Source organism: Pseudomonas sp. G.S.17 (genome assembly GCF_038096165.1).
Lineage (GTDB): Bacteria > Pseudomonadota > Gammaproteobacteria > Pseudomonadales > Pseudomonadaceae > Aquipseudomonas.
The window spans coordinates 420,030-443,904 of sequence record NZ_CP151076.1 but is presented as its reverse complement, the minus strand read 5'-3'; the positions used below and the strand labels follow the sequence as shown (position 1 = coordinate 443,904).

Below are 23,875 nucleotides of genomic sequence, written 5' to 3'. Positions count from 1 at the left end.
TCGATGCGCTCGTTTCTGTGCGTTTGGCTGCTGGCCTTGTCGTGGAGCATCAGCGGCGTTGCCCTGGCAGCGTCGCCGGTGGCGGAAAAACCCCAGGCTCGGGTGGCTTATCTGAGCCTGATCATCGACGATCTGGGGCAAAACCCGGTTCGGGACCAACGCGCCCTGGCGCTGCCCGGCCCGGTCACCCTGGCGATCATGCCCGACACGCCTCACGCCACCGAATTCGCCCGTCAGGCTCACAAGGCCGGCAAGACCGTCATGCTGCACATGCCCATGGACCCGGCGACGGGCCCGTTTGCCTGGCATCCGGAACTGCCGCTGCCGGAACTCGAAAGCCGACTCAACGCCGCGCTGCTCAAAGTCCCCTATGCCGCTGGCCTGAATAACCACATGGGCAGCCGCATGACTGCCGAGCCGGTCGCCATGGGTTGGCTGGTGGCTGAACTGCAACGTCGGCATATGTTTTTCGTCGACAGCCGCACCAGCGCCAAGACCGTCGCCGCTGCACAGGCGCAGCAGATCGGCCTGGCGAGCGTGTCACGGGACGTGTTCCTCGACGACGAGCGCACCGCCGAAGCCATCACTCGCCAATTGCAGATCGCCATCAAGTTGGCGCACAAGCAGGGTTCTGCGGTGATGATCGGCCATCCCTACCCCGTCACCCTCGACGTACTGGAACGCGAACTGCCCAACCTCAAGGCCCAAGGCATCGACTGGATCGACCTGCGCCGGATGATCAGCGTGCGCGGCAATGAAGCCATGGCCGGGCACGGCAAGAATGGGGTTTATCGGTAACCACCCCACACCCTGTTGAAGCGAGGCTTGCCCGCGAATGCACTCGTTCATCCAGAACATATCTGGCGCATGTACCGGCCTCTTCGCGGGCAAGCCTCGCTCCAACAGGGTTTATGTGTTGCTTGAGACCACCTACTCAAACCGACTCCGAATCTCGGCAATCTTGCCTTCAGCGCGGATCTGGTCCAGCGCGGTTTGCAAGCGCGCAACCATTTCATCCGGGGTGTTCTTGTTCAATGCCAGATACAACTCGGCGCTGTTGAATTTCAACACCGTCTTGAGACCGGTCACGCCGTCGAGTTTCGCCAGATAGCGGCCCACCGGATCGCCCACGGCCCACAGGTCGATCTGACCATTGGTGAGTTTCTTCACGTTGTCCCGATCACGCAGCAGCAGAATCGGATTCAGACCCTGAGAAGCCAGGCGCTCGCCGATGGCGTCACCTTTGTAGGCACCGATCTTGTAGGCCTTGGCCTGTTCCAGGGTAGTCAATTTGATGGGGCTGTCAGCCCGGGCGAGCATGATCCAGTCGTAGGAACCGACCGGGCCAACCCATTTGAACAGATGCTCGCGCTCCGGCAGCCGGGTCGTGGAGAACACGCCATAGCCGGGTTTTTCCAGCGCCAGCTTGTAGACCCGCTCCCAAGGGAAACGCAGCGTCATGCTGTAGTCGATGCCTGCGCGTTTGAACGTCGCACGCACCACCTCGGCAGCAATGCCGTCGATGCTGCTTTCCTGGGCGAAGTTCTTGCCATCGACGGCCATGTTGAATGGCGGAAAGTTTTCGGTCAGCAACACGATGGAAGTGGGTGACGCGCTACCTCCCTCGTCGCCAGTCGTCGCGGCCTGAACCGCCCCCGCCAACAATGAACTGAAGGCTGCGAATGCAATAAGACGGCTTCTGAACATGTGCATCCTCCTGACGCATGACAGCGCACAGAGTGCAGCGCTGTCGGGTGCTTGTCCAGAGCGTTGCAGACATGCACATCCATTGTGGGAGCGAGCTTGCTCGCGAAGACTCAAGCACAGCCAGCACAACTTTTCAGACCTCAGCCGCCTTCGCGAGCAAGCTCGCTCCCACTAAGCTTGCGGTGTCAGCGCACCACAATTCCGCGCTTGGCCATATACGCCTTGGCTTCGGGGACGGTGTATTCGCCAAAGTGGAAGATGCTCGCGGCCAGCACGGCGCTGGCGTGGCCTTCGATGATGCCGTCAGCCAGATGTTGCAGATTGCCGACGCCACCGGACGCAATCACTGGAATGCCCAGCGCATCGCTGATCGCCCGGGTCACGCCGAGATCAAAGCCGTTTTTCATGCCGTCCTGATCCATGCTGGTCAGGAGGATTTCACCGGCGCCCAGCTCTTCCATCTTCATCGCCCACTGCACGGCATCCAGGCCGGTCGGCTTGCGACCACCGTGGGTGAAGATTTCCCAGCGCGGGGTTTCACCGGGCAGCGAAACCTTCTTGGCGTCAATGGCGACCACGATGCATTGGGAACCGAAATGCTGCGCCGCTTCGGCAACGAATTCCGGGTTGAACACCGCTGCGGTATTGATCGAAACCTTGTCGGCTCCGGCATTGAGCAGGTTGCGGATGTCCTGCACGGTACGCACGCCGCCGCCCACGGTCAGCGGGATGAAGACCTGGCTCGCCATGCGCTCCACGGTATGCAGCGTGGTATCGCGGCCATCGACGCTGGCGGTGATGTCGAGAAAGGTGATCTCGTCCGCGCCCTGCTCATCGTAGAGACGCGCGATTTCAACCGGATCGCCCGCATCACGAATGTTCTCGAACTTGACGCCCTTGACCACACGACCGTTGTCGACGTCCAGGCAAGGGATGATGCGTTTGGCCAGGGCCATGGGCTTAATCTCCAAAACGGATTGGACCGTAGGACCGGCTTCAGCCGGGAGAGCGCCCTCGCGGCTAAAGCCGCTCCTACGTCGTAAAGCGATTTAGCGTTGGTACTGGTCGCACAGCGCCTGAGCTTCAGCCACGTCCAGCGTGCCTTCGTAGATCGCACGACCGGTGATGGCGCCGATAATCCCCGGCGCCTTGGCGTCGAGCAAGGCGCGGATGTCGCCCAGGTTATGGATGCCACCGGAAGCAATCACCGGAATCCGCGTTGCCGCAGCCAGGGCAGCGGTGAACGGGATATTGCAGCCCTGCATCATGCCGTCTTTGGCGATGTCGGTATAAACGATCGCCGACACGCCATCGGCTTCGAAACGCTTGGCCAGATCGATCACTTGCACGGTGCTGATTTCAGCCCAGCCGTCGGTGGCGACGAAACCATCCTTGGCGTCCAGGCCGACGATCACTTTGCCGGGGAACGCGCGACAGGCTTCAGCGACGAACTCGGGATTCTTGACCGCCTTGGTGCCAATGATGACGTAGCTCACGCCAGCCTTGACGTAATGCTCGATGGTTTCCAGCGAACGAATGCCGCCACCGATCTGGATCGGCAGGTTCGGGTAGCGCTTGGCGATTGCAGTCACCACGTCGCCATTCACTGGCTGACCTTCGAACGCACCATTGAGATCGACCAGATGCAGACGACGGCAGCCGCCCTCGACCCACTTGGCGGCCATGGCCACCGGATCATCGGAGAACACCGTGGAATCTTCCATTCGGCCCTGGCGCAGACGCACGCAGGCACCGTCTTTAAGATCGATAGCGGGGATAATCAGCATGCTTTTTCCTTCGTCAAAGGGAACCGTAGGAGCGGCTTTAGCCGCGAGGGCCATAAGGACCGTAAGGGCCTTGAGCTCGCAACATTGCTCGCAACATTGCTCGCGGCTGAAGCCGCTCCTACGTGTTGTTCAATTGTTCAATTCTTCAATTCTTTTCGAGCGCCCATAAATCGCTTTCGATGCTCTCGAAGCGCTCTTTGAGGTGCTGCTGAACATCGAAAATCGCGCGATTGTAATAATGCCGGGCGATCTCGTTGGTGAACAACTCCAGCACTTCGGCGACCTCGAACGAACCCAGGTCCAGTTCGAAGCGCTGAGAGAACAGGCGCTTGAGCTTGTCGATAGCCTGCTGCTCATGTTCGGGACTGAGGGTCAGGATCGGCGGCTTGCCTTTCGCTTTAGCCATGGCGATTACCAGCGACCATCCCACGCGGCGAAGTTCTGCAACAGTTGCAGGCCATGGGTATGGCTCTTCTCCGGGTGGAATTGCACGGCAAAGCGCGAACCTTCAGCCAGCGCGGCGGCGAAATCGACGCTGTAGTGACCACGGCCAACGACCTGGCGCTGATTGGCGGCATCGATATAGAAGCTGTGCACGAAGTAAAAGCGCGCCAGGTCCGGAATGTTGTGCCACAGCGGGTGATCCACCGCCTGCGTCACTTCGTTCCAGCCCATGTGCGGCACTTTCAGATGCTCGCCGTCCTCGTGCAGATCCTTGCCAAAGAACTTTACCTGGCCGGGGAACATGCCGATGCAGTCCACGCCGCCGTTTTCTTCGCTGCTGTCGAGCAAGGCCTGCATGCCGACGCAGATGCCGAGAAACGGGCGATCCTGGCTGACTTCGCGCACCAGCGAATCAAAACCCAGGCGGCGGATTTCAGCCATACAGTCGCGAATCGCGCCGACGCCTGGAAACACCACGCGGTCGGCTTCGCGAATCACATTGGCGTCGCTGGTGATGTGAACCCGGCCCGCGCCAACGTGTTCGAGCGCCTTGGCGACCGAGTGCAGGTTGCCCATGCCGTAATCAATAACCGCGACCGTCTGCATCAGAGCACACCCTTGGTCGAAGGCATTTGCCCGGCCATGCGCTCGTCCAGCTCAACCGCCATGCGCAGCGCGCGGCCGAAAGCCTTGAACACGGTTTCGATCTGGTGGTGAGTGTTGGTGCCACGCAGGTTGTCGATGTGCAGGGAGACATTGGCGTGGTTGACGAAGCCCTGGAAGAATTCCTGGAACAGGTCCACGTCAAAACCGCCGACCACAGCGCGGGTAAAAGGCACATGCATCTGCAGGCCAGGGCGGCCGGAGAAGTCGATGACCACACGCGACAGCGCTTCATCGAGCGGCACATAGGCGTGGCCGTAACGACGGATGCCTTTCTTGTCGCCGATGGCTTTGCTGAAGGCCTGACCCAAAGTGATGCCGACGTCTTCCACGGTGTGGTGGTCGTCGATCTCAAGGTCGCCTTTGCAGTTGATATCCAGGTCGATCAGCCCGTGCCGGGCGATCTGGTCGAGCATGTGCTCAAGAAAAGGTACACCGATATCAAATCGGGCCTTTCCGGTGCCATCCAGGTTGATCGAGGCATTGATCTGGGTTTCCAGAGTATTGCGCTCGACGTACGCCTTACGTTCGGCCATCACCAGCTCCGCAAAATCATTGGGCGAAAAAGGCGATCATTATAGGCCTAGAAGGCGCCTGGCATGAAGCAAACAGAAGAAGGGAAAGCAAGAAGACGACGAATTACGGGGGTTATTGGCGGTCGACGGCTAAAAACGCTCCATACATAGGAGCGGCTTTAGCCGCGAGAAGGACAACAGGAACGCGGCATTTCCGTTGTCAGAAATGCCACGCTCCCGGCTAAAGCCAGTCCTACACGTCGGTAGGCGCGGCGTCAGTCTTAGTGAAACAACACCGCAGTCTTCTGCAAGGTCACCCACACACCCCACGCCAACGGAATACCCACTGCCAGCCAGGCAGCGATAGCCAGCGGCTTGGTGGATGGATTGGCTTTCCACTCAAGCACGGTGGTGTGATCCGCGCCCTTGTCGTGGCCGATTGCTTGCTCTGCAGCCAGCTCGGCATCGGTCATGAAGTACTTGTCGGCAACCGGACGTACCAGCAGGTTGCAGATAAAGCCCAACACCAACAGACCGGCGAGGATGTACAACGTGATGTCGTAGGCATCGGCACGAGCAACGCCGTGGCTCAGCTGATACTCACGCAGGTAGTTGACCAACACCGGACCCAGCACACCCGCCGCTGCCCATGCCGTCAGCAGACGACCATGGATCGCGCCGACCATCTGCGTACCGAACAGGTCCGCCAGATACGCCGGAACCGTTGCGAAGCCACCGCCGTACATCGACAGAATGACGCAGAACGCACCGACGAACAGCGCGATGTTGCCCAGATGGCCCATGCCCGGAATCAACGCGTACAGCGCAAAACCCAGCGCGAAGAACACGAAGTAAGTGTTTTTACGCCCCAGGTAATCCGAGAACGATGCCCAGAAGAACCGTCCGCCAATGTTGAACAGACTCAACAAACCGGTGAAGCCCGCAGCGATAGCGGCGATCTGCTTCAGCTGATCGCCATCGAGCTGACTGAAGGTCAATCCATTGCCCAGCAGTTTGCCGGCGAACACTTCCTGCAACAGCGGCGAAGCCATGCCGATAATGCCGATACCCGCTGAAACGTTCAGGCACAACACCAGCCAGACCAGACGGAACTGCGGGGTTTTCCAGGCCACGTTCACGTGCACGTGGCGGTGGGTGATCATCGCGTTGCTGGCTTTCTTGACCGGAGCGGTCCAGCCTTCAGGTTTCCAGCCGGTTGGTGGAACACGATAAGACAAGGCGCCGCCGATCATGAAGACGAAGTAAATCACCGCCATCACCACGAAGCTCTGCCATACGCCGACACTGCCGGCCGAAGCGAAATGCCCCATCAACGCGGCTGCCAAGGGTGCGCCGACCATCGCGCCGCCGCCGAAACCCATGATCGCCATGCCGGTAGCCATGCCGCGCTTGTCCGGGAACCACTTGATCAGGGTCGAGACCGGCGAGATATAACCAAGGCCCAGACCAATACCGCCGATCACGCCCGAGCCTATCCACATCAGCCATATCTGGTGCGTGTACACCCCAAGGGCTGAGATCAACAGGCCTCCGCACCAGCACAATGCCGAAACAACGCCAGCCTTGCGTGGACCCGCGTGCTCCAGCCAGCCGCCCCAAATGGCCGCCGAGCAACCCAGGAAGATGAAGAACAGAGTGTAGATCCAGCCGAGCATCGAGATCGGCCAGTCGCAGGCAGACGAGAAAATCTGCGCGAAAAAGCTCATATCCGGTGCGCAAGCGACCGGTGCGGTGATGCCAACGGACTTCGACAGCGGCAACCAGAACACCGAAAAACCATACGCCATGCCGATGCACAGATGGATTGCCAGTGCCGCAGGTGGAACCAGCCAACGGTTGAAACCGGGCTTGGCGATGATGCGCTCTTTGGACAAGAACGCAGGCTGCACGGCAGGGCCGTCCAACACAGTGCTTGAACTCATTTTTGTATTCCCCAATTGTGTATAACTCGCAAGGCCTTGGTTGCTGCACACCGAGTCCATTCGCACGGGCAACAGCTCTCTTATCGGCGCCATTTCCAGTTACGTGACAAAACGACGCACCTGTTGCACCAAAAGCGAGAGATTAGCATTTGCCGCAGCATTAGAGGCAACCTGCCATCAGTTTTTTGACGCCAAAATTAGCCCGTTGCCGGCTCAGCACTATCCAGACGCCTTCACCCCGCAAAAGGAAACATCATGCCTATCGTTGTCGAGTCCCTGCAGTCGGCCACTTACCAGGACCAGGGGGATTTACAGAAGATCTACCGAGACGCCCCGCCCTGGCTGTTCGCGCCGTTCAACGATGCGTCGCAACTCATTGAGTCGACGCTGGAGAACAACACACTGATTGCCGCCCGCTTCAATGACCGCTTGCTGGGCGCAGCGCGCCTGCAAAGGCACGGGCAAGTCTGGGAACTGTCGCACTTGTGCGTGCGCGCCCTCACCCGCCGGCGCGGGGTCGCTGAACGTCTGGTGATTCATGCGCAGAAATCGGCCGCAGATGCTGGTTGCACGCTACGCTTGCTGGCAACCGCCGAGGCACTCGAAGTCCAGACTCTGGCGGCCAAACTCCACGTAGAGTTGCAGATTTCCCCAGTGCCTGAGCCTGGGACAAGCTGTGCGTGAGGCATCCAAGGCCCGGTACCTGCGTGAGGACGTTATACTCGCGGGCATATTTTGAACGTCGAATACAAGGACTCGCCCATGAAAGCGTTCGGCAAAATCCTGGGACTGTTTGTTCTCGGGCTGTTGCTGATCATCGTGGCTCTCGGTTTCGCCCTGAGTCATCTGTTTGATCCCAACGACTATAAAGACGAGATTCGCCAACTGGCACGCGACAAGGCAAACGTGGAACTCACGCTCAACGGCGACATCGGCTGGAGCCTGTTTCCATGGCTTGGCCTGGAGCTGCATGAAGCCAGCGTCGCCACCTTGACCAACCCCACCAAACCTTTCGCCGACCTGCAAATGCTCGGTCTGTCCGTGCGCGTGCTGCCGCTGTTGCGCCGCCAGGTACAGATGAGCGACGTGCGTGTCGAAGGCTTGAACCTGAGCCTCAATCGTGACGAAAACGGTCATGGCAACTGGGAAGATATCGGCAAACCCGCACCTGCCGAACCCGGCGCCACACCACCGCCCACCGACAACAGCCCAGCCGTTGCGACCCGGCCCGACAAGGCCGCGCAGCCCATCCGCCTGGATATCGACAGCCTGACCGTCAATAACGCACGGGTCGAATACACCGATGCGCGCAAAGGCCAGTCCTTCAGTGCCGAAAGCATCCAGCTGAGCACCGGCGCCATCCACGAAGGCGCCGAGATTCCGATCAAACTGACGGCTTTCCTGGCCACCAACCAGCCAGTAATACGTGCCAAGACCGAACTGGTTGGCGAGCTGCGCCTGGACCGGGCGCTCAAGCGTTATCAGTTTGAAGACATGCGCTTGTCCGGCGAAGCTTCGGGCGAACCGCTGCAAGGCAAAACCGTGACCTTCGCTGCCCAAGGGCAATTACTGGTCGACCTGGCAGCGAACGTCGCCGAATGGACCAGCCTCAAGCTGTCCGCCAACCAATTGCGCGCCCTGGGTGAACTGCACGTTCGCGAACTGGATAAAACCCCGCAACTCAGCGGCGGCCTGTCGATTGCCCAGTTTGACCTGCGCACCTTCCTCGACAGCGTCGGCCAGACGCTGCCGGCCATGGCTGAAGGCAGCCTGAGCAAGGTCGAAATGGTCACCCGCCTGACCGGCACGCCAACCAGCGTGGCGCTGGAAGACCTGAACCTGAAGGTCGATAACAGCGCCTTCACCGGCCGCATCGCCGTGGATGACTTCGCCAAACAGGCGCTGCGCCTGCAACTCAAGGGCGACACGTTCAATGCCGACCGTTATCGTCCGGCCGAAAGCGAAGAAATCAAAGGGGCAAAAGCCGCGCGCAAAACCGAAGTTCAGAGTGGCGAAGCGGCTGCTGTCGCCGGCGCGGGTACGACGCCGCTGCCGGAGCAACCTACCAAAGCGGCCTGGAGCACCAGCAAACTGCTGCCGCTGGAACGCATGCGCAAACTGGACGTAGATGCCGACCTGAGTTTCGGCACGCTGACGCTGGACAAACTGCCGATTCAGAACGCAGCACTCAAAACCAAGGCTTTGGACGGCGTAGTCAGCCTCGAAAGCCTGCGTGGCGATCTGTACAACGGCAATTTCGAAGTCAAAGGCAACCTTGACGTACGCCCGGACGTACCGCTGGTGAGCGTTCAGACCCGCGTCGCCAAAGTGCCCATCGAAAGCGTTCTGCAAAGCCAGGGCCAAACCCCGCCGGTCAAAGGTTTGCTCACTCTCAACAGTGACCTGAACGGCAAGGGCAACAGCGAAAAAGCCCTGATCGACAGCCTCAACGGCACCGCCAGCTTCATGCTCAACAATGGCGTACTGGTCAACGCCAACCTCGAACAACAGCTGTGCCAGGGCATTTCCCTGCTCAACCGCAAAACCCTCAGCGGCGAGCCGCGCGGCAAGGACACGCCTTTCCAGCAGCTCAACGGCAATCTGGTGTTCCGTAACGGCGTGGCCAGCAATCCTGACCTCAAAGTGCGGATTCCCGGCCTGACCGTGAATGGCGATGGCGACGTCGACCTGCGCGTACTGGGCATGAACTATCGCGTGGGCATCATCATCGAAGGCGACAAGACCGAGATGCCTGATCCGGCGTGCGAAGTGAATCCGCGCTATGTCGGCATCGAGTGGCCAGTGCGCTGCCGTGGCCCGCTGGAACTGGGCGCCAAGGCCTGCCGTCTGGACAAGGAAGGCCTCGGCCAGGTCGCCGCGAAACTGGCGGGCGACAAGCTGGGTGACAAGATCGAAGAAAAACTCGGCGACAAAGTCAGCCCGGAACTCAAGGACGCGCTGCGCGGACTGTTCAAGCGCTAGAAACGCTCCCGATTTGTACGACCGGCTGTAGATGTAGGAGCGGCTTTAGCCGCGAGACCGTATCTCGCGGCTAAAGCCGCTCCTACAGCCGCATCTACAGCCGCATCTACAACAACCCATACGCCTCCAGATCAACCCGGACCAAGCAATGCAACCCGAGCAATTTTCCACCGCTGTACTGGACTGGTACGACCGCTATGGTCGCCACGACTTGCCTTGGCAACAAGGCATCACGCCGTATCGGGTGTGGGTTTCGGAAATCATGTTGCAGCAGACTCAGGTCAGCACGGTGCTCAACTACTTCGACCGCTTCATGGAGGCGCTGCCCACCGTGCAAGCCCTGGCCGAAGCGCCGGAAGACGAAGTGCTGCACCTGTGGACCGGCCTGGGTTATTACACCCGCGCGCGCAATCTGCAAAAGACCGCAAAAATCGTCGTCGCTGATCACGGCGGCGAATTCCCCCGGGACGTGGAACAACTCATTCTGCTGCCCGGCATCGGCCTGTCCACCGCAGGCGCCATCGCCAGCCTGAGCATGGGCCTGCGCGCGCCGATCCTCGACGGCAACGTCAAACGCGTTCTGGCGCGCTACACGGCGCAGGAGGGTTATCCCGGTGAGCCGAAGGTCGCCAAACAGCTTTGGGCCACTGCCGAGCGCTTCACGCCGCACACGCGGGTCAATAACTACACTCAGGCGATGATGGATCTGGGCGCAACGTTGTGCACCCGGAGCAAACCCACTTGCCTGTTGTGCCCGTTGGAAAGTGGCTGCGAAGCGCACCTGCTGGGCCTGGAAACCCGCTACCCGATCCCCAAACCGCGCAAGGACGTCCCGCAGAAGCGCACGCTGATGCCGATGCTCGCCAACCGCGATGGCGCGATTCTGCTTTATCGCCGCCCTTCCTCGGGTTTGTGGGGTGGATTGTGGAGCCTTCCGGAACTGGATGATTTCGCCGATTTGCAACACCTGGCCCTGCAACACTCGCTGGAGCTGGGCAAACACCACGAACTGCCGGGGCTGATCCACACCTTCAGCCACTTTCGCCTGAGCATCGAACCCTGGCTGGTCCAGGTCGAGGAGTCCGCTCACCACGTGGCCGAGGCCGACTGGCTCTGGTATAACCTCGCCACCCCGCCGCGCCTGGGCCTTGCCGCCCCGGTGAAGAAGCTGCTGAAACGCGCAGCCGACGTATTGAATGCAGGAGAGTCGTCATGACCCGCACCGTAATGTGCCGCAAATACAAAGAAGAACTGCCCGGCCTGGAACGCGCCCCTTACCCTGGCGCCAAAGGCGAAGACATTTTCAACCACGTCTCCCAGAAAGCCTGGGGCGACTGGCAGAAACACCAGACCCTGCTGATCAACGAACGTCGCCTGAACATGATGAACGCCGAAGACCGTAAATTCCTGCAAACCGAGATGGACAAGTTCCTATCCGGCGAGGAATACGCCAAGGCCGACGGCTACGTTCCCCCCGAAAAATAAAGCGTTTCCAGCAGTGCGGGTCGTAAGCGACGGTAATAATTCAAATTTTTTTAAAAAACCCGTTGACGACCCCCTGAAAAAAACGTCTAATGCGCCCCGTTGCCCAGATAGCTCAGTCGGTAGAGCAGGGGATTGAAAATCCCCGTGTCGGCGGTTCGATTCCGTCTCTGGGCACCAAAACATTTAAGCCCCTGATTCCGCAAGGTTTCGGGGGTTTTGTGTATCTGGAGTAGCTGTAGCCCGCCCAACTGAGTACACATGGCGGGTACACGATGGCATTCATGGCACAACCCTGGAAAGATCCGAGAAGCGGCATCTACTACATTCGCCGCCGCGTCCCGAAGGACGTGAAGCCCTACCTCCCTCAATTCGGCGAGTTCTACAAGCGCAGCCTTGAGACTACCTGCCGGATCGAAGCCAAAACTCGCTTCGCATCAGAGTGGACAAAATCCGAAGAGCTCTTTGGCCGGACTCGCCTTCAGAATCAGGGCGACTTCCAACCCGCTGCGCGTGATGCCATACAGATCGCCGCATGGTGGGCAAAGCGAGAGCTTGAGGACTCCGAGCTATCAGGAAATTTTGAGCAATGGCTCATTTGCACTGACGATGATGTAGAAACACTTGCATCCTGCTTTGGCGCTGGGAAAGCGAGAGACATACTCAAGCGGCGCGACTTTGGGGCACGTCGCATGGCGAGTCTCGACAAGCTCATTTCTGAAGAGCTTTCTCGGCACAACCTCCCTCCGGCAACCAATGGCTCAGCCTTCGAGACCCAACTTCGGGAAGCATTCCTTGCGAAACAACTGGAACTCTCGGAGATCGCTTTCAAGCGCTATCACGATGACCACGCGACCACACTAAGCATGCCGCCAGAGGCACCAATCAGCTTCGACACTGCTCGACATGAACGCGAAGAGAACAAGCTATCCGAGGTCTTCGAATCTTGGGCTCGCAGGGCACGTGACACTGACGGCGATAGTCGAGACGTGCGAAAGCGCATAGGCGAATACCAAGCGACAATCAATCGCTTCATCGAGCTATTGGGCGACCTGCCAGTTGAACGCATCAGACGCAAGACCGTAGAGGAGTTCCAAGGCTTCCTGCGCCGCCTTCCGAGCAAGGGCGATGGAATACGAGCTTTAAACGCTCCAGAACAGATCGCCAAGGCCGATGCGTTGGATTTACCTCGCCTTAGCACAGCCACGGTAAAAAACCGCCTAATGGCCCTCTCAGCGGTTCTTAGCTACGCGGTTCGAATGGAGTATCTGGCCGAAAACCCCGTGACCACCTCCGGGATTACCCAGCAGCTCGCCAAAGCCAGCAGCAAAGCCGCTCGTACTGCTCCACGTAAGTCGTACACTCGGACCGAGCTCATCACAATCTTCTCCAGCCCCGCCTTCCGAGGTGAATGGCTGCCTCCACGTGCCTCGTTCGGTAAAGCATGGTTCTGGCTGCCACTCCTTCTCTGCTACTCGGGTGCCCGCCGTGAAGAGATTGCGCAGATGCGAGCATCCGAGGTGAGACAGAGCGAGGACGGGATATGGTATCTGGACCTGATGTCTACGCCGGAGGAGGACGGTAATGACAAGCGCACGATGAAGACACTTGGCAGCCACCGGGCGGTCGCTGTGCACCCGGACCTTATCGAGTTGGGTCTCTTGGATTATGTCGCCGAGCTTCCACAGGACGGCCAACTGTTCCCATTGCTAACCCCAAGCCCTGACGGATGGTATGGACATAACTTCGGCAAACGCTGGGGCGAGTATCTGAAAAAAGTTGTTGGCTTACAGTCACCCGTCAGGCCAGCTCACGGATTCCGCCACGCTTTCAAAACGATGTGTCGAGAGGCAGGGATTCCTGAAGAAGTGCACGATGCAATGACAGGACACGATAACGGCTCCGTCAGTCGCAAATATGGGGAACGCCAACTACTCCATATTCAGCGTGAACATTTGATCACTCTTCCAAGTATCGCTCGGCTCGCTGGGCTCTTGGAGAAACCAGAAGCATCGACCGAGACATACAGATAGGCTCAAGCGAGCCAACCGTATGCGCGTCCGAAGGAGGTCCACCTGGGCACAGGAAGCCTCCCTCCTGGACATCAAGGGATGCGGACACGGTGGCCCGCTTTTCCCCACAGAGATATTGAGTGGCCCACTTAAGGTCAAACGCAGAGAGCCTCCAGTTCAGCATCTGAAGTGAACACAGGCTTGACCTCCTGGACCACCCTGCGACCAACCCTCCGACTTAACTCCTCGGCAACCTCCAAGTTCCGCTCACACAGGGCCTCGACTGAGCCGGGATAAACACCAGGAGCAGCCAAGTTGAGCAACTCCTGAAAGACCCACTTGAAGGATGTCCCAGGAAAACGACTGCAAAATTCAAGTACTTTCTCGGTCATCACGTCCTGAAGATCGGATGCAGCTCTGAGCAACTCACGGTTAGCCTCAAGCGCATCATGTCGAGGCATCCACTCAGGAACAAACAAAGGGGTAACTTCAGCCTGCCCAGCGGCCCGCACGGATTCTTTGAGGTACCGGTACTGATGCTTGGTCATTCCCAGCTCGAAGGCTCCCGTGAGCTCATTCTTCACCAACCCAAAACGAGCTTTGAGAATAGCCCAGAGCTCCGAGCGCTTTACTCCCTCAGGGCGAACACTCAACGCCAGGGTCTTAGCCACAGCCTGCTGCTGGGAAATGAACGGATGGTCTACCTCACCAAAAGGACCACAGTCCTCTTTGTTTAACTTCGCTTTCAACTTCGTGACTTGTCTGCGAGAGAGGCCAGTAGACTCGGCTACAGCTCGTATACTTTGTCCCTGCTCAAGTAGTCGGACGGCACTTAGCTCGATAGCTTCTTCAGTTTGAACAATCTGCTGCGAAGAAACAGCGGGAGTTTCCATGGAGAGTCCTCATAGTTGTTTATCTATGAGTGAGGACTTTTGCCTCCAGTCTGGAGCCTACGAGCTCGGCTCGAAGCGCAACCCTACGATGCTCCCTTGTCATGTTTGGCCCTGAGCTCGGCCCTTTTAGCGAACTCTTCCAAAGGGATACCTTTTTTGATGTTCTCAATGAAGTTGTCCAAGGCTTGGGGATTTCCCCGAATACCGTCTGCTATGAACCTGGTAAACAGACGAGACCCTGCATCTGTAACAAGAGGAAATAAGAGCCTTCTCTTCAGGTCAGCCCGGTCTGGCGCAGCATTGGAGTCGACGACAATCCAGTAAGATACGCCGCCACACTGAAAGCAACGTCCCGCATCAATGTCCGCCTCACTGACTCCACTGCATCCGCTTGGAAACTTAAGAGACGGCTTCACATACTCAACATCGCAATCGTCTTCAAGGCAGTGCGGACAGGTAAACTTGCCGATAGGGTTAGACACCCCCCGCCTGGCAAAAGAGTCTCTCAGAGCCGCTGCCTTACTCCTCTTACGGGCCGCCACAGCTTGCTGAAGCTCAGACAGGACCTCTGCATATACCTTGGGCCCAGCATCGAGATATTCCCCTTCAGACAACGGAGAAACAGCCTTAGAAGCACTCTTCAGATGCGCAGCAAGATCCCGCCATTCGGCAGCAGGATTGTCATGCTGGAAGTCGTACAGGGAGGACATCAACAACTTACTGGCAGCTTCGGCAATCTGCTTGTCTGAGGTTTGGAGGGAGACGGTAACAGATTCCTTCGATCCCCCCTTGGGACGGACCCTGAGGTAATAAATGCCCGAACGCTGATACATCCATGGCTGACTGAGAGGACACTCGACAGGCATGCTTAGGGTCTCTCCTGCTTGCAACCTACGCATCGCGTTCGCCCAGCGAGTCAACCACCTTTTGAGGCTGTGGCGGCGTGACAGCTACGCGACGGGCGCGCTTAACGGACGCAGGCGAGATTCCGAAGTGCTCTGCTGTGGCACTGATGCTCGCGTTGTTCTTCTCACGCCACCGGACTACTTGCAGGTCATCAATAACCTTTTCTCGCCCCAGGTTTTTACCTTCGGCCTTAGCACGCTGAATGCCAGCCATCTGCCGGTCTTTGATATTTACACGCTCAAGCTTGGCCATAGCGGCAAGCATAGTGAGCATCATCTCCCCCATTGGTGTGCTCATATCGAAGCCTTCACGCAGCGAAACAACTGCTGCGCCCTTATCCTTAAGAGCCGTTACCGTTTCCAGCACATCGATTGTGTCGCGGCCCAATCGGTCAATCGCGTAGACCACGATAGTGTCCCCCTGACGGGCGTAGCTCAGTAACTCACCCATGCCCTTCCTGGCACTGGCTTTGATGACCCCTGAGGTCGCCTCGTCAGCAAACCAGCGATCCACCTTGAAGCGCTGCTCAATGGCCGCCCGCTGGGTACTCGTTGTTTGATCCCCAGAGCTGACCCGGAGATAGGCGATTGTTTCAGACATAACACCCCCTGGCTCAAAACGTATGGCTCACAGTCTACCGAGTGGCTCAAATAAATTCAACAGCAATGAGCCACCCTTGACCCCTACGCGCTGGCATGGCTCACAAGGTGTACGTTTTGACCCTCTATGAATAACACATGCTCCCCTGGGAACTCGTCCAGAGGTCAACTTTCGGTCATGCTTCAGGGGGGGGGCCGCCGGACCCGAGGGGGGAACCAAGACATAAGTCAATTGGCCCAGGGAGCTCGAAATTTTGCGCCAAAAATTAATTCTGTTATGGTATTACTGATCAGGAAGATTCAAAAAGCGACGTAGAGAGGGATACATCTGTGGCCGTCAAACATCCTTATGTGACAAGCAGCGCTGGGCTTTCCCAAACCATTGCACAACTTCGGCGGTCATTCCCGGCATCATTCGGTGCCGACACTATGAAAAAACTTGGGATCGCACCAAACAACGAAACATACATAATAAATTCACTTCGCTTCCTCGGCATATTGGATTCTGAAGGAAAAAAGGGGCCCGCCGTAGGGGCCGTATTTAGCCAACACGATGACGAGGACTTTCAAGCAGGCTTCAGCGAGATAGTGAAGGCAGCGTATGACGACCTTTTTACTTTACATGGCGAAAACGCTTGGGCATTACCAAGTGCAAAATTAATCGGTTATTTCAGGCACACCGACGGCACAAGTGAAATTGTAGGCAAACGGCAAGCCTCTACCTTTCAGTCATTTGGCACACTGAGCGGCAAGATTGATGGCGCGAAGCCCCCCGCTCCAAAGGTCCAGAGAAGCGAAAAAACTGGTACTAAACCACCACGTAGCAAGGCTGCTGCATCTCGACCCATTGCCCCTCAGCAGGACGATGTTCAATCATCTGCCTCAATTGCTGTCACCCCAACAAGCATTTCACCACCCGTTAATGCAAGCTCTAATGGGGGAATGGCGCTGACTGTCAGAGTTGAGATCAACCTTCCAGCGGGCGGGGATCAAGAGACGTATGACCGTATTTTCAAAAGCATTCGAGAGAATCTACTGAATGGAAACGTCGCTTGAAGCCTTTGAGTTAATTGTTCGCAGGGCAAAGTTGTTTGACTCTGGAGAGAGTGTCGAAAGTATTAACCTGCACCCTTTTGATCAAAGAAATGTACACCAAAAGCTTCCTCAAAAAGTGCGAAAGCTCTTCGATAACGGCCATTGCGCCGAAGCAACTTTCGAGGCATTTAAATATGTAGACAAAGTAATACAGAAAATAGCAAAGATAAACGAATCAGGCTATAAGCTGATGATGAGGGCATTTAACGAAAACAACCCCCTCATAAAGCTCACCAACTTAACATCAACGAGCGATATTGACGAACAAAAGGGTTATAGCTTTCTCTTCTCCGGCTCGATTATGGCAATAAGAAATCCAAGAGGGCATGATACTGATATGAGTGATGACCCGGATGTCTGCCTCGACCACCTGGCGCTGGCGTCTTTACTACTTCGTCGGTTAGAGCAGAGCAGCTTCGTTTGGTAGATAAATCAAATCCGGTCATATACGAGCTTTCCTACAAGCTCACATTCGGCTCTTTTCGCATCTTCAACCCGAGCCTCATTACGGGTGAAGCTTTCCGTTCGGTATCGCTAACGTAACCGTTAACTGACATCTATAGACCTCCCTGGCTTCTCATGTCAGACCCCTTCATATAGTAGGGGATCCCTTCCACCACTCCGAATCTGAAGAGCCTGTGATCTACCAGATCCCCTATTGGCGACAGACATTCATTTTTAACAATGCCATTTCCACTCTTCCAAGCTCCGACTCTAAGTATTCATATCGTCGTTCAACTCCAGCTTACATCTATACTCTGAGTACACATTGCGAGTACACTACAGCCTGAAGAACCTCTTCGGAGGTCCAGTCTATGCGGGCTTACAGTTTCCCAGGCAGTGTCGGCGGTTCGATTCCGTCTCTGGGCACCACTAATTAGATTCAGGTGGTGCTACACAATCATCTGAAACCCAAAAAACCCGCCTTGTGCGGGTTTTTTGTTGTGTGCGATTCCTACCGCTCCCTTGCGGGTTGTGGATAGGATGGACCAGGTCACGAACGTTTTGGAGGCGACTAGCCCGGCCAGACGCCCGGCTTTTTCATTCCGGTCGTTCACGAGCTTTTCACGTCTCGACCCGTATGGTCTATTCAGCTCCTTCAACACCTTGAGCCCGCTGATCCCCATCGCGGGCTTTTCTTTGCCTGCAATTCGTCAGCCTGCGTTCCTGGCTCATGCCCATGCCCTACGCTTTCCTCTCTATACGGAGGAAACACCATGCCAGGCCAGCCAACCTCAATCCACCTGCCCTACCTCCAGTGCCTGAACGGACGCCTTCCCGGACAAGTCCGGTCCTACCGGAGTCCGCACGTCCGCTGCCCCCCCCTGTCAAACCCGCACCTCTTCCTGAACCCGCACCTCTTCCCGCTCAAATCGATTCGCCCTGGCAAACGTGCCGAAGTCGTTGAAGCGCACGCCCATTTCGGCCATGACTTTGTGTGCCACCGGGCTGGTCATCTGGCGGATGTAGAACGGCTCCTTGACCACGAAGTGGTGAATGCCATGGGTGCTGCCGAAGTTGAAGCAGAACGCTTGCATCGGCCACATCCACCACGGGTTCATGACCTGGGTCTGCTGCAGCACGTTGCCGGGTTCGACGTCGCCGTAGTAGTGCATGTTCGAGCTGACGAAGTGCAGGCAGAACGTGCGCAGGACATTGGGGCCGACCAGCACCACCACCGCGATGTCGATCACCTGCATGACCGCCATTGTGTTCGCCGACCAGACAATCGGTGAGCCCAGCAAGCTGGCAACGCCGTTGGCTGCGTGGAAGCCCAGAAACACGTACCAGCAACCCCAGTTGAGCAAGGCCAGCGGGAAATAGACCTTGAGGGTGCGCTTGAGAATGCTGAGTTTGTGCGCCGGGGTTTTCGCTCGCAGCATGCGGATCAGCGCGGTCATCACGTTGTCGCCGACCATCAGCAGCCGCGCCAGGCCCCAGGGTTCGCCGTTGGTGATGGCGCGCTCTTCCATATCGGCCTCGGTGCCGGAAACCTTGTGGTGGTTAAGGTGCAGATGTCGACGAATCCACGGATTGATGGTGCTGGGGCGTGCGAGCCAGACGAGCGCCAGCATCAGGTTGTGCGGGATGCGTCGCTTGCGGAAATACATGCTGTGGATCAAGTCGTGTTCAAGTTCGTGGGTCAGGGACGCGAAAAACCCGTTGAACAACAGACACACCCACCAGGCCACATAGCCGCCGATATACAAAGCGGCGCTGACGATCATCCCCGTCAGGGCGAACAACAGGATGCCGACGCCAATTGCGTCCTGATAACGGAGAGTCGGATAGCGCGCCCGCAGTTCTGCACCGCGCTCCATCACCACGGCGCGAATATGTGCCGATCGCTGCTGCGCATTCAGTCTGGCGGGACTTGCAGAAGTGTCATGCATGCTTCCATCCTCTAGGTATGAAGTGAAAGCACTGTGCGCGGACTTGCGGAACACCGCGCGCCCCTGGACGCCAACCTGTTGACCGGAAGCGCCAATCTGTATGCACGAACCAAGCATCCTCGCCAGCTGGACCCGCGCCTTGCGCAAGCAGCTCGATGCTTCGGGCCTGGACAGCGTTGCGCTGTGCCGGGAGGCAGGGCTGGACCCGCAATTGATGGACGATCCCAACGCCCGCTATCTGGTGAGCGACACCACGCGCCTGTGGCAGCTGGCGGTCCAGGCCAGCGGCGATCCGGCCATTGGCTTGCGGGTTTCCCGTTTTGTGAGCCCGACCACCTTCCATGCGCTGGGTTATGCGCTGGTAGCCAGCGGGTCGTTGCGCGAGGTGTTCGAGCGCATCGTGCGTTATCACCCGGTGGTCAGCGATGCGCTCGAACTGGACCTGCAACGCGCCGGAGACCGTTATCGGTTTCGTTTCCGCGTGCCGGTCGATAGCCCAGCGCCAGCTCATGAAGCGCTGGACGCGTTTGCCGCCATTTACGTGCGCACCTGCCGCAACCGGCTGGGAAGAACCTACGCGCCGCTGGCGGTGCACCTGCAACGTCCGGAACCGGCCGACCCTACGCCATGGCGCCAGGTGTTCCGGGCGCCGATATTCTTTGCCGCCGAGGAGAATCTGCTGGAGTTCGACTGTGCCGATTTCGACAGCCATCTGGACGATGGCAACCCGGAACTGGCGCAGCACAACGAAACCGTGCTCAACCGCACCCTCGAGCAACTCCAGCCGCTGACCTGGGAACGTCGCGTGCGCGCCATCATCGAAGCACAGCTGCCCGAGGGCGAACCCTCCGCTGAACGCATTGCCCAGGCCTTGCATGTCAGCCTGCGCAGTTTGCAGCGGCATCTGGCCGACGAAGGTTGCCGCTTTGATCTGCTGCTCAACGAGGTGCGACAAAACCTGGCGTTGCAGCATCTGAGCGATCCGCGCAATTCGTTGAGCGAGGTTGCCTATCTGCTTGGATTTGCCGACACCAGCAGCTTCAGCCGCGCATTCCGACGCTGGACGGGGCAGTCGCCCGGTCAATATCGCGAAGGCGTCGGTAAATAGCGCCTTGGTAAATCCAACTGTCTGCGTTTCAATAGCGGCCTGTGAAACCTTCGACCGCAACAGGACCCAAGCCCATGGCCTCGCCAGACAAACAGCACAAACGCGCCCAACGAGCGAAAGCCAAGGCAAAACAGAACCGCTCCAGCAAACCGGCGCAAAACGTTGTGCATCCGGTTTTCGCGTCGCCGCTGGTCAACCAGCCATTCGATGACGTCGAAATCGACCTGAGCACCTTCGACTTCAAAGACATTGAAGAAAACGGCTTCGACCCCGCCGACTTCGACGATTTGTTCCAGACCATGAAAGCCGCGCACACCATCAGCCAGCTGGCGATGTGCGTGGTGTTCCTGCAATACCCGGTGCTGGAACTGGTCATCGCCGAAGAAGACGAAGAGCCAGCCACCGACTTCATGATGGGCCTGCTGATTACCTACCGGGCGATGTTCTACGAGGAAGACGAAGACGCGGCGATTGAATGGATCGGCAGCACTTCGTTCCAGACCGACTACAACGAAGCCTCGCGCCTGCTGCTCAAGCGCAACGAGAAGCCGGCTCGCTGAGCCAACTTGCTTCAGGCCATGGCGCTACCGAGAACGATTCGGTGATCAGTTGACTGATGCCGACTCGCGGCTACCTGTTCTTTCACTGCCACTCGCGCCGCGTGGGTTGCCCAGGCCTCACATTTGTGAGGTTCCATCTGGCATAGCTGATAACGCGGATCAAAAGCGCGGTTTGAAGCCAGGATGACCGGTCGCCAAGCACCATTCCTGTAGGGTTCGCACCACTCCCTCTGCTGAATCATCTGCACCATCCTCGGGATAAAACAGAAGATCGGTACTTGCTGGATGTGGAACAACAGTCTTGAAATGATAAATCAGCTCGTCGCGCTGACTCTCAGTCTCAGCATCCAGTATTGCCTCAATAAACTTCATGAATTGATATTCGGTATAATCCGAAAGTTTAGTTTTTGCATCCATCACTTTAGCTCCCGATGAATATCAATATGATTCTTAGGCGTGGTGACTCTAATGTTGTCGACATCATAAATAGGACCGCCGTCGGCAACCCTATCAACATGGTGTAATTCAAAGGACATTCGTTTTCCCGCCTGCCCTAAAGCAGTTGTCACGGGTGCATACCCTTTCTTTAAAGCGGCTAGATTCGACGTAGTGAATTGGCTACTCAACGCCGAATCTTTCGCGACTTCACCCCAAAACGCCTTCCTGAACAGATCAAAACTTGAAACTCCCGCCCTCTCAGCTTATCCGCAATCCGCGTCGGGATTGGCACACCAAGACCTTGACCTGCTCCCGCCAACCAGATCCCGATTACGTCCTCGCCTTTACCGGTCACAACTCCCGGCGCATTGCGCACGCTGAGGGAGAGGTAGATCGGCGACAGTTCTGGTCTGGTGGGGAACCAGATAATGGCGTCGCGAAAGTCCTGTTCGAGAACCGGGTGTTTATAGATCCGCTCAGCCTGCTCAGCTTCGGGGTACACAAGCGGGCCAAGTAATTGTGGCGCGCCTTCAAGGGCGGGAATGGCTGGTTTGTCACGGGTGCCAGCAGCGGGTGTCCAGATCAGCCCGATGCCGTCACCCAGATCGGCAACCAACTGTTCACCCTGCCCGGTGGCAGCAATCAGGGGCACGCTACGCCAAGCCCGGTTAGCGCCGGTGTAAACCCCAAACGCACTGACGGATTGTTCTGGCAGGTATTTGATATTGATGCGAACGCCGGTAGTGGCTGTCGTCAGGTCCGCGAAGTCCTCTCGTGTGTAGAAAGCTGCATCAGGAGCCAAGGACCAATTGGGTATCAGCATGGCGACGGTTCCCGCCAGCAGACCACCCGCCACGGAGCTGCCTGCTGCACCAGCAATTGCTGCGGCCCCCGTCCCACCGACAGCAACCGGAACAGTACGCGCTAATGACAACGCACCGTTGCCCAGTCGCCCCGACAGGGTAAGCGCATCTACCGAGCCACCGATGAAATGCAGCTTGGCCCCATCATCGGTGATCTCTTCAGCCGTGCTGAGCACAGCAAAATCACCGTAATTGCTCAGCCCTTCAAACGGCGCCTTCGCACTTGGATAACAAGCTTGCCCCTTGGGCACCATCAGTGATTTGGCAAAAGTGCACTGCTGAACGATTGGTGGCTCAATCCGCCTGGCTTCTTCGCGCTCTTCCCAACGGCGTAAATCCTCCTGCATCCGGGCCTCGTCAGCAGCCCTCGCCGCCTGCTGTCGGCGGACATCTTCGGCTCCGCGCAGCTGACGCTGTCGCTCCAGAAACTCCTTGGTCGGTGAACGCGTGTTCACGCAACATGAGTGGGAACAGCTTCGGGACTTCCCTACTTGCTTCATTGATCATTCGCCCCCCACAGAGCGATTCAGCCAAAGAATCGTGAGGGCGTGAAACTAGAAAAATTGTCAGACCGAGATAAGAGGAAGCGAGCCATTCGGCTTGACTGAATTATCTCTAAATGAGGTAGGACTCCGCGTAGGATCTTCTGCAACTGACTACAACGAAGCCTCGCGCCTGATGCTCAAGCGCAACGAGAAGCCGGCTCGCTGAGCCAGATCAATTTCCTACGCTGTTATTTAATTTACATCGCGCGCTTCAGGGCATAGTTTACGCCGCTTAAAGAGAATGACTCCGTTTCTCAACAGCGAGCCCGACGTTGAACGCAATGAACCGCCACACTCCAACCGCCGATCCTGCGGCAGGCCGACCCAAGCCTTACTCAAGCGTTCGGGTTTTCCTGCACTGGTTGTCCGCGCTGATCATCATCTGGGCGACCGTCAGCGGTTTTGGCGTGGCGCTGCTGCCCAAAGGCGATGCGCTGCGCCAATGGGTCGAAGCGCTCAATCCGCAAGTCTCCACGTTGTTCATCCCCTTCTTCGCCTGGCGCTTCTGGCTGCACCTCAAGGCGCCGAAACCTGCAACCACAGCCAAATCAACTCAGGCGACACTGGCACGGGTGACCCACAGCGTGCTGTATCTGCTGATTGCTGGCGTGCTGATTACTGGGGTTTTAATGATGACTCACCCGGTCATTCTGTTGACGCTGATCCCGATGCCCCAGCTGATTCACTCAACGCCCGCCCTGGCCGAGCTGCGCAGTGTGCATCACCTTCTCTGCGCGCTGCTTGCCGTGCTGGTGATCCTGCATTTGCTGGCCGTGATCAAACATCAAGTGACGGGGCGTTCGGTGCTGTACCGGATGCGTTGAAGCGCGCGACTTACGCTCTCCCGCGCTCACTCTTTGACTCAAATTCAACTTAGTCATGCCGCCGATTTAAGATAACCTCAATCGGGACTAATCAGGGACGCCCCGTGAACAGGGCG

Annotated in this window: 24 protein-coding genes and 1 tRNA gene; 12 read left to right on the top strand and 13 right to left on the bottom strand. The window is 57.6% G+C overall.

Features of this window, described 5'->3' with window-relative positions; translation table 11 throughout:
• Nucleotides 1-3: 3 nt before the first annotated feature.
• On the top strand, nt 4-798 hold the full coding sequence (locus AABC73_RS02075; RefSeq protein ID WP_341522252.1) for a divergent polysaccharide deacetylase family protein: 795 nt from the start codon (nt 4-6) through the stop codon (nt 796-798).
• A 132-nt stretch (nt 799-930) separates the two neighbouring features.
• Here AABC73_RS02075 and AABC73_RS02070 read toward each other — a convergent pair whose 3' ends face one another.
• From AABC73_RS02070 to AABC73_RS02040, 7 genes are all read right to left on the bottom strand, one after another.
• The gene (locus tag AABC73_RS02070) at nt 931-1,707 is read right to left on the bottom strand and encodes an ABC transporter substrate-binding protein (RefSeq protein ID WP_341522251.1); all 777 of its coding nucleotides are present in this window, start codon (nt 1,705-1,707) and stop codon (nt 931-933) included.
• Between the two features lie 185 nt (nt 1,708-1,892).
• Nucleotides 1,893-2,663, bottom strand: coding sequence for an imidazole glycerol phosphate synthase subunit HisF (hisF, locus tag AABC73_RS02065; RefSeq protein ID WP_020291748.1), 771 nt, complete (start codon nt 2,661-2,663; stop codon nt 1,893-1,895).
• Between the two features lie 93 nt (nt 2,664-2,756).
• Nucleotides 2,757-3,494 carry a 1-(5-phosphoribosyl)-5-[(5-phosphoribosylamino)methylideneamino]imidazole-4-carboxamide isomerase gene (gene hisA / locus AABC73_RS02060; RefSeq protein WP_065835343.1) on the bottom strand — a complete coding sequence of 246 codons (738 nt, stop codon included), beginning with the start codon at nt 3,492-3,494 and terminating at the stop codon, nt 2,757-2,759.
• A gap of 145 nt (nt 3,495-3,639) precedes the next feature.
• Nucleotides 3,640-3,900 carry a DUF2164 domain-containing protein gene (locus AABC73_RS02055; protein ID WP_341522250.1) on the bottom strand — a complete coding sequence of 87 codons (261 nt, stop codon included), beginning with the start codon at nt 3,898-3,900 and terminating at the stop codon, nt 3,640-3,642.
• 5 nt (nt 3,901-3,905) lie between these two features.
• Entirely contained in the window at nt 3,906-4,544 is a 639-nt protein-coding gene (gene hisH, locus AABC73_RS02050) for an imidazole glycerol phosphate synthase subunit HisH (protein WP_341522249.1), read from the bottom strand.
• Nucleotides 4,544-5,137 carry an imidazoleglycerol-phosphate dehydratase HisB gene (hisB, locus tag AABC73_RS02045; protein WP_020291744.1) on the bottom strand — a complete coding sequence of 198 codons (594 nt, stop codon included), beginning with the start codon at nt 5,135-5,137 and terminating at the stop codon, nt 4,544-4,546. Before hisB ends, hisH begins: the two co-directional genes overlap by 1 nt.
• Before the next feature lie 260 nt (nt 5,138-5,397).
• Nucleotides 5,398-7,059: an OFA family MFS transporter gene (locus AABC73_RS02040; RefSeq protein ID WP_341522248.1), complete on the bottom strand. Its 1,662-nt coding sequence runs from the start codon at nt 7,057-7,059 to the stop codon at nt 5,398-5,400.
• Between the two features lie 255 nt (nt 7,060-7,314).
• Here AABC73_RS02040 and panM point away from each other — a divergent pair, with 255 nt between their 5' ends.
• The 6 genes from panM (at nt 7,315) to AABC73_RS02010 (ending at nt 13,556) form a co-directional block, all read left to right on the top strand.
• Entirely contained in the window at nt 7,315-7,743 is a 429-nt protein-coding gene (panM, locus tag AABC73_RS02035) for an aspartate 1-decarboxylase autocleavage activator PanM (RefSeq protein ID WP_341522247.1), read from the top strand.
• A gap of 78 nt (nt 7,744-7,821) precedes the next feature.
• Entirely contained in the window at nt 7,822-10,041 is a 2,220-nt protein-coding gene (locus AABC73_RS02030; RefSeq protein ID WP_341522246.1) for an AsmA family protein, read from the top strand.
• A gap of 148 nt (nt 10,042-10,189) precedes the next feature.
• Complete coding sequence (gene mutY / locus AABC73_RS02025; protein WP_341522245.1) at nt 10,190-11,257, top strand: A/G-specific adenine glycosylase; 1,068 nt, start codon at nt 10,190-10,192, stop codon at nt 11,255-11,257.
• Nucleotides 11,254-11,526, top strand: a complete 273-nt coding sequence (locus AABC73_RS02020; RefSeq protein ID WP_065835336.1) for an oxidative damage protection protein — start codon at nt 11,254-11,256, stop codon at nt 11,524-11,526. Before mutY ends, AABC73_RS02020 begins: the two co-directional genes overlap by 4 nt.
• Nucleotides 11,527-11,627: 101 nt before the next feature.
• Nucleotides 11,628-11,703, top strand: a tRNA-Phe gene (locus AABC73_RS02015).
• Between the two features lie 104 nt (nt 11,704-11,807).
• Nucleotides 11,808-13,556, top strand: coding sequence for a DUF6538 domain-containing protein (locus AABC73_RS02010; protein ID WP_341522244.1), 1,749 nt, complete (start codon nt 11,808-11,810; stop codon nt 13,554-13,556).
• A gap of 134 nt (nt 13,557-13,690) precedes the next feature.
• Here the strand turns inward: AABC73_RS02010 and AABC73_RS02005 are convergent, their stop codons facing one another.
• The 3 genes from AABC73_RS02005 to AABC73_RS01995 all read right to left on the bottom strand — a co-directional run bounded on the left by AABC73_RS02005 (nt 13,691) and on the right by AABC73_RS01995 (nt 15,934).
• Nucleotides 13,691-14,428, bottom strand: a complete 738-nt coding sequence (locus AABC73_RS02005; RefSeq protein WP_341522243.1) for a hypothetical protein — start codon at nt 14,426-14,428, stop codon at nt 13,691-13,693.
• 83 nt (nt 14,429-14,511) lie between these two features.
• Complete coding sequence (locus AABC73_RS02000; RefSeq protein WP_341522242.1) at nt 14,512-15,294, bottom strand: hypothetical protein; 783 nt, start codon at nt 15,292-15,294, stop codon at nt 14,512-14,514.
• A 25-nt stretch (nt 15,295-15,319) separates the two neighbouring features.
• Nucleotides 15,320-15,934 carry a recombinase family protein gene (locus AABC73_RS01995; protein ID WP_341522241.1) on the bottom strand — a complete coding sequence of 205 codons (615 nt, stop codon included), beginning with the start codon at nt 15,932-15,934 and terminating at the stop codon, nt 15,320-15,322.
• Nucleotides 15,935-16,263: 329 nt separating this feature from the next.
• Between AABC73_RS01995 and AABC73_RS01990 the strand changes: the two genes are divergently transcribed.
• Both AABC73_RS01990 and AABC73_RS01985 read left to right on the top strand, forming a co-directional pair.
• Nucleotides 16,264-16,989 carry a DUF5343 domain-containing protein gene (locus tag AABC73_RS01990; protein ID WP_341522240.1) on the top strand — a complete coding sequence of 242 codons (726 nt, stop codon included), beginning with the start codon at nt 16,264-16,266 and terminating at the stop codon, nt 16,987-16,989.
• On the top strand, nt 16,973-17,455 hold the full coding sequence (locus AABC73_RS01985) for a TIGR02391 family protein (protein ID WP_341522239.1): 483 nt from the start codon (nt 16,973-16,975) through the stop codon (nt 17,453-17,455). Before AABC73_RS01990 ends, AABC73_RS01985 begins: the two co-directional genes overlap by 17 nt.
• Nucleotides 17,456-18,356: 901 nt before the next feature.
• Here the strand turns inward: AABC73_RS01985 and AABC73_RS01980 are convergent.
• A complete protein-coding gene (locus AABC73_RS01980; protein ID WP_341522238.1) occupies nt 18,357-19,421 on the bottom strand; it encodes a fatty acid desaturase in 1,065 nt (354 codons plus the stop codon).
• 100 nt (nt 19,422-19,521) lie between these two features.
• Here AABC73_RS01980 and AABC73_RS01975 point away from each other — a divergent pair, with 100 nt between their 5' ends.
• Nucleotides 19,522-20,529 carry an AraC family transcriptional regulator gene (locus AABC73_RS01975; RefSeq protein ID WP_341522237.1) on the top strand — a complete coding sequence of 336 codons (1,008 nt, stop codon included), beginning with the start codon at nt 19,522-19,524 and terminating at the stop codon, nt 20,527-20,529.
• Nucleotides 20,530-20,603: 74 nt separating this feature from the next.
• Nucleotides 20,604-21,089: a hypothetical protein gene (locus AABC73_RS01970; protein ID WP_341522236.1), complete on the top strand. Its 486-nt coding sequence runs from the start codon at nt 20,604-20,606 to the stop codon at nt 21,087-21,089.
• Nucleotides 21,090-21,248: 159 nt separating this feature from the next.
• Here the strand turns inward: AABC73_RS01970 and AABC73_RS01965 are convergent, their stop codons facing one another.
• Both AABC73_RS01965 and AABC73_RS01960 read right to left on the bottom strand, forming a co-directional pair.
• On the bottom strand, nt 21,249-21,506 hold the full coding sequence (locus tag AABC73_RS01965) for a bacteriocin immunity protein (protein ID WP_341522235.1): 258 nt from the start codon (nt 21,504-21,506) through the stop codon (nt 21,249-21,251).
• Between the two features lie 205 nt (nt 21,507-21,711).
• A complete protein-coding gene (locus tag AABC73_RS01960; protein WP_341522234.1) occupies nt 21,712-22,737 on the bottom strand; it encodes an S-type pyocin domain-containing protein in 1,026 nt (341 codons plus the stop codon).
• 479 nt (nt 22,738-23,216) lie between these two features.
• On the opposite strand from AABC73_RS01960, the gene AABC73_RS01955 reads away from it, so the two are divergent.
• A complete protein-coding gene (locus AABC73_RS01955; RefSeq protein WP_341522233.1) occupies nt 23,217-23,759 on the top strand; it encodes a cytochrome b/b6 domain-containing protein in 543 nt (180 codons plus the stop codon).
• The last annotated feature ends 116 nt before the right edge of the window (nt 23,760-23,875 follow it).

What these genes read in the sequence shown, in the direction of transcription:
- AABC73_RS01980 (WP_341522238.1), bottom strand. Translation starts at nt 19,421, where the DNA reads ATGCATGACACTTCTGCAAGTCCCGCCAGACTGAATGCGCAGCAGCGA.
- mutY (WP_341522245.1), top strand. Translation starts at nt 10,190, where the DNA reads ATGCAACCCGAGCAATTTTCCACCGCTGTACTGGACTGGTACGACCGC.
- AABC73_RS02010 (WP_341522244.1), top strand. Translation starts at nt 11,808, where the DNA reads ATGGCACAACCCTGGAAAGATCCGAGAAGCGGCATCTACTACATTCGC.
- AABC73_RS01985 (WP_341522239.1), top strand. Translation starts at nt 16,973, where the DNA reads ATGGAAACGTCGCTTGAAGCCTTTGAGTTAATTGTTCGCAGGGCAAAG.
- AABC73_RS01995 (WP_341522241.1), bottom strand. Translation starts at nt 15,934, where the DNA reads ATGTCTGAAACAATCGCCTATCTCCGGGTCAGCTCTGGGGATCAAACA.
- AABC73_RS02030 (WP_341522246.1), top strand. Translation starts at nt 7,822, where the DNA reads ATGAAAGCGTTCGGCAAAATCCTGGGACTGTTTGTTCTCGGGCTGTTG.
- hisH (WP_341522249.1), bottom strand. Translation starts at nt 4,544, where the DNA reads ATGCAGACGGTCGCGGTTATTGATTACGGCATGGGCAACCTGCACTCG.
- AABC73_RS02000 (WP_341522242.1), bottom strand. Translation starts at nt 15,294, where the DNA reads ATGCCTGTCGAGTGTCCTCTCAGTCAGCCATGGATGTATCAGCGTTCG.
- hisA (WP_065835343.1), bottom strand. Translation starts at nt 3,494, where the DNA reads ATGCTGATTATCCCCGCTATCGATCTTAAAGACGGTGCCTGCGTGCGT.
- AABC73_RS02005 (WP_341522243.1), bottom strand. Translation starts at nt 14,428, where the DNA reads ATGGAAACTCCCGCTGTTTCTTCGCAGCAGATTGTTCAAACTGAAGAA.
- panM (WP_341522247.1), top strand. Translation starts at nt 7,315, where the DNA reads ATGCCTATCGTTGTCGAGTCCCTGCAGTCGGCCACTTACCAGGACCAG.
- AABC73_RS01955 (WP_341522233.1), top strand. Translation starts at nt 23,217, where the DNA reads ATGAACCGCCACACTCCAACCGCCGATCCTGCGGCAGGCCGACCCAAG.
- AABC73_RS01970 (WP_341522236.1), top strand. Translation starts at nt 20,604, where the DNA reads ATGGCCTCGCCAGACAAACAGCACAAACGCGCCCAACGAGCGAAAGCC.
- AABC73_RS01965 (WP_341522235.1), bottom strand. Translation starts at nt 21,506, where the DNA reads ATGGATGCAAAAACTAAACTTTCGGATTATACCGAATATCAATTCATG.
- AABC73_RS02040 (WP_341522248.1), bottom strand. Translation starts at nt 7,059, where the DNA reads ATGAGTTCAAGCACTGTGTTGGACGGCCCTGCCGTGCAGCCTGCGTTC.
- AABC73_RS02075 (WP_341522252.1), top strand. Translation starts at nt 4, where the DNA reads ATGCGCTCGTTTCTGTGCGTTTGGCTGCTGGCCTTGTCGTGGAGCATC.
- AABC73_RS01960 (WP_341522234.1), bottom strand. Translation starts at nt 22,737, where the DNA reads ATGCAGGAGGATTTACGCCGTTGGGAAGAGCGCGAAGAAGCCAGGCGG.
- AABC73_RS02020 (WP_065835336.1), top strand. Translation starts at nt 11,254, where the DNA reads ATGACCCGCACCGTAATGTGCCGCAAATACAAAGAAGAACTGCCCGGC.
- hisB (WP_020291744.1), bottom strand. Translation starts at nt 5,137, where the DNA reads ATGGCCGAACGTAAGGCGTACGTCGAGCGCAATACTCTGGAAACCCAG.
- AABC73_RS02070 (WP_341522251.1), bottom strand. Translation starts at nt 1,707, where the DNA reads ATGTTCAGAAGCCGTCTTATTGCATTCGCAGCCTTCAGTTCATTGTTG.
- AABC73_RS01975 (WP_341522237.1), top strand. Translation starts at nt 19,522, where the DNA reads ATGCACGAACCAAGCATCCTCGCCAGCTGGACCCGCGCCTTGCGCAAG.
- hisF (WP_020291748.1), bottom strand. Translation starts at nt 2,663, where the DNA reads ATGGCCCTGGCCAAACGCATCATCCCTTGCCTGGACGTCGACAACGGT.
- AABC73_RS02055 (WP_341522250.1), bottom strand. Translation starts at nt 3,900, where the DNA reads ATGGCTAAAGCGAAAGGCAAGCCGCCGATCCTGACCCTCAGTCCCGAA.